We start from the raw sequence: 611 nt of genomic DNA, 5'->3' as shown, positions 1-611 counted from the left end.
ATCTGGTACGGCAACTTCTTCGACACGCAGTCGCACGCGGTGCTGCCGTACTCGCACTACCTGTCCAGGTTCACCGCGTACTTGCAGCAGCTGGACATGGAGTCCAACGGCAAGTCCACAGACCGTGACGGCCACCCGGTGGACTGGCAGACCGGACCGGTCGTGTGGGGCACACCCGGCACCAACGGGCAGCACGCCTACTACCAGCTCATCCACCAGGGCACGAAGTTGATCCCCGCCGACTTCATCGGGTTCGCCCAGCCGGTGGACGAGCTGAGCCCCGCCCTCACAGCCCAGCACGACCTGCTGATGGCCAACTTCTTCGCCCAGACGCAGGCGCTGGCTTTCGGGAAGACGCCGGAGGAGGTACGCGCGGAGGGCGTGCCCGAGGAACTGGTGCCGCACAAGACCTTCAAGGGCAACCGCCCCACCACGACGATCCTCGCGCGTGAACTGACCCCGTCCGTGCTCGGCCAGTTGATCGCGCTGTACGAGCACAAGGTGTTCGTACAGGGCGCGATCTGGAACATCGATTCCTTCGACCAGTGGGGCGTCGAGCTCGGCAAGGTCCTCGCCAAGCGCGTCGAACCCGCGCTGACCGCGGGCGCCGA

At 66.0% G+C, this 611-nt stretch carries 1 protein-coding gene; it reads left to right on the top strand.

Annotated features, from left to right (window positions below):
* Positions 1-611, top strand: a 611-nt coding sequence (locus FGD71_RS34855) for a glucose-6-phosphate isomerase (protein WP_478131758.1), incomplete at both ends; no start/stop codon positions are given.

Source organism: Streptomyces sporangiiformans, from assembly GCF_005768555.2.
Taxonomy (GTDB): Bacteria; Actinomycetota; Actinomycetes; order Streptomycetales; family Streptomycetaceae; genus Streptomyces; species Streptomyces sporangiiformans.
Note: the sequence above shows the minus strand (reverse complement) of the source record. Positions and strands in the feature narration are given on the sequence as shown.